General features: G+C 71.6%; 5 protein-coding genes. 4 read left to right on the top strand and 1 reads right to left on the bottom strand.

Annotation, left to right across the window (positions count from 1 at the left end):
• Positions 1-935 precede the first annotated feature (935 nt).
• From ABT122_RS33030 to proC, 4 genes are all read left to right on the top strand, one after another.
• Complete coding sequence (locus tag ABT122_RS33030) at positions 936-1,718, top strand: class I SAM-dependent methyltransferase (protein WP_351559796.1); 783 nt, start codon at positions 936-938, stop codon at positions 1,716-1,718.
• Between the two features lie 87 nt (positions 1,719-1,805).
• The gene (locus ABT122_RS33025) at positions 1,806-2,630 is read left to right on the top strand and encodes an ABC transporter ATP-binding protein (RefSeq protein WP_351559794.1); all 825 of its coding nucleotides are present in this window, start codon (positions 1,806-1,808) and stop codon (positions 2,628-2,630) included.
• Positions 2,627-3,364, top strand: coding sequence for an ABC transporter permease (locus ABT122_RS33020; protein ID WP_351559792.1), 738 nt, complete (start codon positions 2,627-2,629; stop codon positions 3,362-3,364). Before ABT122_RS33025 ends, ABT122_RS33020 begins: the two co-directional genes overlap by 4 nt.
• A 119-nt stretch (positions 3,365-3,483) precedes the next feature.
• Positions 3,484-4,293 (top strand): pyrroline-5-carboxylate reductase, encoded by an 810-nt coding sequence (gene proC, locus ABT122_RS33015; protein ID WP_351559790.1) that lies wholly within the window; start codon positions 3,484-3,486, stop codon positions 4,291-4,293.
• A gap of 73 nt (positions 4,294-4,366) precedes the next feature.
• Here proC and trpS read toward each other — a convergent pair whose 3' ends face one another.
• Positions 4,367-5,365, bottom strand: coding sequence for a tryptophan--tRNA ligase (gene trpS, locus ABT122_RS33010; RefSeq protein ID WP_351559788.1), 999 nt, complete (start codon positions 5,363-5,365; stop codon positions 4,367-4,369).
• Positions 5,366-5,950: the final 585 nt, after the last annotated feature.

Genomic DNA, 5,950 nt, shown 5'->3' with positions numbered 1-5,950 from the left:
GAGGAGGCGCGGGTGATGTCGGTCGCCGTCCTCGGGCTGATCGCGGTCGTCGGCCACCTCTGGTCCATCGGCGAGCAACTGCTCACCGAGGACCGCCCACCCAGCCCCGCATCAGCCCCGGACGACAACCGGCATGCGGTCGACACCCCCTGATCGCGCCGGATCACCACAGGTGGCCCCCTCGTGGTGCCGGCGCTGGGCGGCCCCTCCCTCGCGGAGGGGCCGCCCTGGTTTTCGGGAGATTCTTGGGCGATGATCTTGTGTGCTGAGGCTGTCGTCAGCATGTAGGGACAATGGGAAAGAGCACCTGCACTCCAGACAGGAACCCGCGAAATCGCAGGTAGATACCCATGAGCGAAGGCATCAGCCCAGGTCGCGCCCACGGCCCTCAGGCATCCTTCTGCCATCTACACCATCTTCGAGGGCACCAGCGAGATCCAGCGCCTGGTCATCGCCCGCACCCTCTCCGGCCTCCCGATCCGCTGAGCGCCGGCCGCCGTGTCCAGGTCGTCTCTTTCGGATCGTGCCGGGCTCGCGAGCCCCGGCACCGCGCCTCGCCGCGTTGTCGTCGGTCGCCGGCGCTCCGCGTGGGCTCCCTCCTCCGCCTCGCGATCCACGGCACCGGACCCCGCTCACCGATCCGGCCCGATCCGAAAGAAACTCCCTAGCTCAGGCGGACCGGATCTCCCAGGGCGCGCCCCTCAAGCCCCCGCACGCTCCCCGTGGCCCGCGCTGATCCCCGCGCGTCCCCTGGCCCCGCGTCCCCTTGCCCCGCGCGTCCCCTGGCCCCGCGTCCCCTGGCCCTGCGGCCCGGGCCCGGCGGCCCACCTCGCGGACCTCTCCGTACCGCTGCCCCCTGGCGCACCGGCCCCGAGTGATCCAGCCTGATCCGAAGGACAGGCCCCGGCCGCCACACCCCCGGAGGACACGCACGCATGCCCCGAGAGACCGGCTCCACCCCCGCGCCCGCCCGCGCGCTCTCCTTCGACCTCGCCGCCGCCCAGTACGAAGCGGCCCGCCCCGGCTATCCACCCGCCCTCTTCGACGCCATCGAGGAACTCACCGGCCGCCCGCTCCACGGCGCGGACGCCGTCGACATCGGCGCCGGCACCGGCAAGGCCACCCGCGCCCTGCTCGCCCGGGGGGCCAGGGTCACCGCCGTCGAACCGGGCCCCGGCATGGCGGCCCAGCTCCGCCGGGCACTCCCCGGCACCCCTCTCGTCCGGGGCACCGGCGACGCCCTCCCGCTCACCGACCACTGCGCCGACCTCCTCACCTATGCCCAGTCCTGGCACTGGACCGACCCCCTCCGCTCCGTCCCCGAGGCCCTGCGGGTACTGCGCCCCGGCGGCGCGCTGGCCCTCTGGTGGAATGTCGCCGACGGCTCCGTCCCCTGGATCGCGGACCAGGAGCGGCGACTCAGCGCCGGCCTCGCCGACAGCGTCCACGGCGCCCCCGGCCACGCCCGCCGCCTCCCCGCCGAACTCCGTCCTCTGGAGCGCACCCTCCACTGGACCCGCCGGGTCCCCCTCTCCACCCACCTCGACAACCTCGGCAGCCACTCCCTCTTCCTCACCCGCTCCCCCCGGGCGGCGGCCGAGTTCCTCGACCGCGAGCGCGCCGAACTGCTGAGGGTCTTCCCCGACGGGTTCGTCCTGGAGGAGTACGCGGTCGAGCTGACCGTCGCCCTCCGCGCCGCCCTCCCGCCGCTCGCCTAGCTCTCCGGCTCTCCCGCAGCCCACCCGCCCCGGCGTCCTGCGCGCCACCGCTTGACGGACGGCACCCCCGGGCACACTATTCATCACATGATGAATAAATCTGGGGTTGCCGTACTGGCCCGAGATCTGACCGTCGTCCGAGGAGCCCGCACCGTCCTGCGCGGCATCGGCTTCACCGTCCCGCCCGGCCGCGTCACCGGCCTCCTCGGCCCCTCCGGCTGCGGCAAGACCACCCTCATGCGCGCGCTCGTCGGCACCCAGGCCCGCACCACCGGCACCCTCGACATCCTCGGCCGCCCCGCCGGCGACCCCTCCCTCCGCTCCCGCACCGGCTATGTCACCCAGGCCCCCTCCGTCTACGACGACCTCACCGTCCGCCAGAACCTGGAGTACTTCGCCTCCGTGCTCCACCCCGGCCGCGCCCACCGCGAGGCCCGCCGCCACCACACCGCCCGCGCGCTCGCCGACGTCGACCTCACCGCCCACGCCGACGCCCTAGCCGGACGCCTCTCCGGCGGCCAGCGCGGCCGGGTCTCCCTCGCCGTCGCCCTCCTCGGCACCCCCGAACTCCTCGTCCTGGACGAGCCCACCGTCGGACTGGACCCCGTGCTCCGCCGCGACCTCTGGGACCTCTTCCACCGCCTCGCCGCCGAACGCGGCACGACGATCCTCATCTCCTCCCATGTCATGGACGAGGCCGAACGCTGCCACCGCCTCCTCCTCATGCGCGACGGCGAGATCCTCGCCGAGGACACCCCCGACAACCTCCGCCACCGCACCGGCACCGCGACCGTCGAGGAGGCATTCCTCCACCTCGTCGACGCGGCCGGCACCCGGGCCGCCACCGCCACCGCCACCGGCGCCCCGTCCCCCGGCCGGCGGACCGACCCCACCGAGGAGCGCACCCGATGAGCACGGCCCGCACCCTCGCCACCGCCGCCCGCGTACTGCGCCAGCTCCGCCGCGACCGCAGATCCATCGCCCTGATGGTCCTCGTCCCCAGCGCCATGCTCTTCCTGCTGCGCTATGTCTTCGACGGCAGCCCGCGCACCTTCGACTCCATCGGCACCTCCCTCCTCGGCATCTTCCCGCTGATCACGATGTTTCTGGTCGCCTCCATCGCCACCCTCCGCGAACGCACATCCGGCACCCTGGAACGCCTCCTCGCCCTGCCCCTCGGCAAAGGCGACCTCATCGCCGGATACGCCCTCGCCTTCGGTCTCGTCGCCGTCGCCCAGTCCCTCCTGGCCACCGGACTCGCCCTCTGGGCCCTCGGCCTGGATGTCGTCGGCTCCCCCTGGCTGCTGCTCCTCGTCGCCCTCCTCGACGCCCTGCTCGGCACCGCCCTCGGCCTCTTCGTCTCCGCCTTCGCCGCCTCCGAATTCCAGGCGGTCCAGTTCATGCCGGCCGTGATCTTCCCGCAGCTGCTGCTCTGCGGCCTCTTCACCCCGCGCGACACCATGCACCCCGTCCTGGAGGCCATCTCCCAGGCGCTCCCGATGTCCTACGCCGTCGACGCCATGACCGAGGTCCTGCACCACCCGGACCCCACCGGCGACTTCATCCGGAGCGCCCTCACCGTCGCCGCCTGCGCGGCCCTCGTCCTCGCCCTCGGCGCGGCCACCCTCCGCCGCCGCACCCCCTGACCACCCCTCTCCCACCTCGGCGTCCCACCCGCCGTACCGCCCATCGGACACCCCGGCGGCACTCCGCCTCCGGTGCGAGGATGTGCGCACAGATCCCCACCGGCGAGGTGAACAGAGCCATGACCAAGACAGTCGCAGTTCTCGGTACCGGCAAGATCGGCGAAGCCCTGCTCAGCGGGATGATCCGGGCCGGCTGGCGCCCCGCCGACCTGCTGGTCACCACCCGCCGCCCCGACCGCGCCGAGGAACTGCGCACCCGCTACGGCGTCGAACCGGTCACCAACGCCGAAGCCGCCAAGCGCGCCGACACCCTCATCCTCGCGGTCAAGCCCCAGGACATGGGCAAACTCCTCGACGAACTCGCCCCCGACGTCGCCGCCGACCGCCTGGTCATCAGCGCCGCCGCCGGAATCCCCACCTCCTTCATCGAGGAACGCCTCACCCCGGGCACCCCTGTCGTCCGTGTCATGCCCAACACCCCCGTACTCGTCGACGAGGGCATGTCCGTGATCTCCGCCGGAAACCACGCCACCTCCGACCACCTCGCCCACACCGAGGAGATCTTCGGCGGCGTCGGCAAGACCCTCCGGGTCCCCGAGTCCCAGCAGGACGCGGCCACCGCCCTGTCCGGCTCGGGCCCGGCGTACTTCTACTTCCTCGTCGAGGCCATGACCGACGCGGGCATCCTCCTCGGCCTGCCCCGCGCCCAGGCCCATGACCTCATCGTCCAGGCCGCCATCGGCGCCGCCGTGATGCTCCGCGACAGCGGCGAGCACCCCGTCAAACTCCGTGAAGCCGTCACCTCCCCCGCGGGCACCACCATCAGTGCCATCCGTGAGCTGGAGAACCATGGCGTACGCGCGGCCCTGATCGCGGCCCTGGAGGCGGCCCGCGACCGCAGCCGCGAACTCGCCTCCGGCAACGGCTGACCCCCGTACCGGTTTGCCGCCGTGGCGCCACGGCGGCAAACCGGCACGAGCGGACCTCCCCGGGCCGCGCTCCTCAACGACCGGGCAGCAGTCCGATCGCCGCACAGGCCGCGTCCACCATCGGCCGGGCCATCCCTCTGGCGCGCTCGGCTCCCGCGCGCAGCACCTCGTCGACATGACCCGGGTCCGCCGCGAGTTCCGCGTGACGCGCCCGCAAGGGCCTCAGCAGCTCCACTACCGCCTCGGCCGTATCCCTCTTCAAGGCCCCGTACGACTCGTAAACGGCTGCCAGCCCGGCCGGGTTCCCGCCGGTGCACGCGGCGAGAATCTCCAGGAGATTGGCGATCCCGGGACTGCCCTCCCGGTCGTACTCCACCTCGCGCCCGCTGTCCGTGACCGCCCGCATGATCTTCTTGCGCACCGTCTCGGCCTCATCGAGCAGATAGACGATCCCGGCCCCGGACGCGTGCGACTTCCCCATCTTCGAGCGCGGGTCCTGGAGATCCATCACCCGCGCCGCGACCTGCGGATGCGTCGCCTTCGGCACGGTGAAGGTGTGCCCGTACCGCTGGTTGAACCGCACCGCCAGGTCCCGGGTCAGCTCCACATGCTGCGTCTGGTCCTCACCCACCGGCACCTCATCCGTCCCATAGGCCAGGATGTCCGCCGCCATCAGCACCGGATACGTCAGCAATGACAGCCGCACCCCTTCCCCGGCCGCCCGCGCCCGTGCCCCCTTCTCCTTGTACTGGATCATCCGCCGCAGCTCGCCGTCGGTGGCCGTGCACTCCAGCAGATACGACAGCCGGGTGTGCTCCTCCACATGGCTCTGCACGAACACGGTGCACCGCGCCGGGTCCAGCCCCGCCGCCAGCAGCAGCGTCGCCGCCTGCCGGCTCAGCCGGCGGACCCGCCCCGGGTCGTGCTCCACGGTGAGCGCGTGCAGATCCACCACACAGAACAGCGCGTCCGCCCGGTGCTGGTCGACATCCACCCACTGGCGCATCGCCCCGAGATAGTTGCCCAGCGTCGGGTGCCCCGTGGGCTTGATCCCGCTGAAGATCCTCGTCATCCCGCTCTCCGTCTCCTGGTCCGGAGCCACCGATCGCGGTGGCCCGGCTCCCGGAGGGAGCAAACGAAAACGGCCACCGATCCGGCGGCCGTTGAGTACATGCGTGGGGCGGCCCGCCGTCAGGCGGGCCACCACTGAAGAGAGCATGTACGTGAGGTCATACGGGGGAGAGTAGCGACCGGAGCCCGAGGTTGACAGTGGATACCCGCAGTCGTAGTGTTCTCCGAGTTGCCCGACGTGAGCGCCGACCTCGGTTGGTCCCCGGGCAGCCATTCCGTAAGACCTCACTACAGCGAGCGACCTCTCGTCGCCTGCTTTCGGTGCGCTTTTACGAAATGAGGAATCGCGTTCGAAGGGACGCCGCCCCGATTGGCGTCAGGGCGAAAGATTCCGCTAAAGTCTCACTCGTCGGAACGGCCCAACAGCCGGGAAGACACCCCGAGTTCGACCGGGAATCAGGCCCGAAAGGATCTGATAAAGTCGGAGCAGCCGAAAGGCCGGTCCAACTGGCCGCTGGATCTGAATCCAAGTCCGGAAACGGAATGGGAAAACGGTCTGGTAGAGTTGGAAACGCAAGACCGAAGG

The organism is Streptomyces sp. NPDC001985 (assembly GCF_040296845.1).
Taxonomy (GTDB): domain Bacteria; phylum Actinomycetota; class Actinomycetes; order Streptomycetales; family Streptomycetaceae; genus Streptomyces.
This window is presented reverse-complemented; position numbering and strand designations above follow the sequence as displayed.

Excerpts from the sequence above, each read along its gene's own strand:
- proC (WP_351559790.1), top strand. The coding sequence starts at position 3,484 with ATGACCAAGACAGTCGCAGTTCTCGGTACCGGCAAGATCGGCGAAGCC.
- ABT122_RS33025 (WP_351559794.1), top strand. The coding sequence starts at position 1,806 with ATGATGAATAAATCTGGGGTTGCCGTACTGGCCCGAGATCTGACCGTC.
- ABT122_RS33030 (WP_351559796.1), top strand. The coding sequence starts at position 936 with ATGCCCCGAGAGACCGGCTCCACCCCCGCGCCCGCCCGCGCGCTCTCC.
- trpS (WP_351559788.1), bottom strand. The coding sequence starts at position 5,365 with ATGACGAGGATCTTCAGCGGGATCAAGCCCACGGGGCACCCGACGCTG.
- ABT122_RS33020 (WP_351559792.1), top strand. The coding sequence starts at position 2,627 with ATGAGCACGGCCCGCACCCTCGCCACCGCCGCCCGCGTACTGCGCCAG.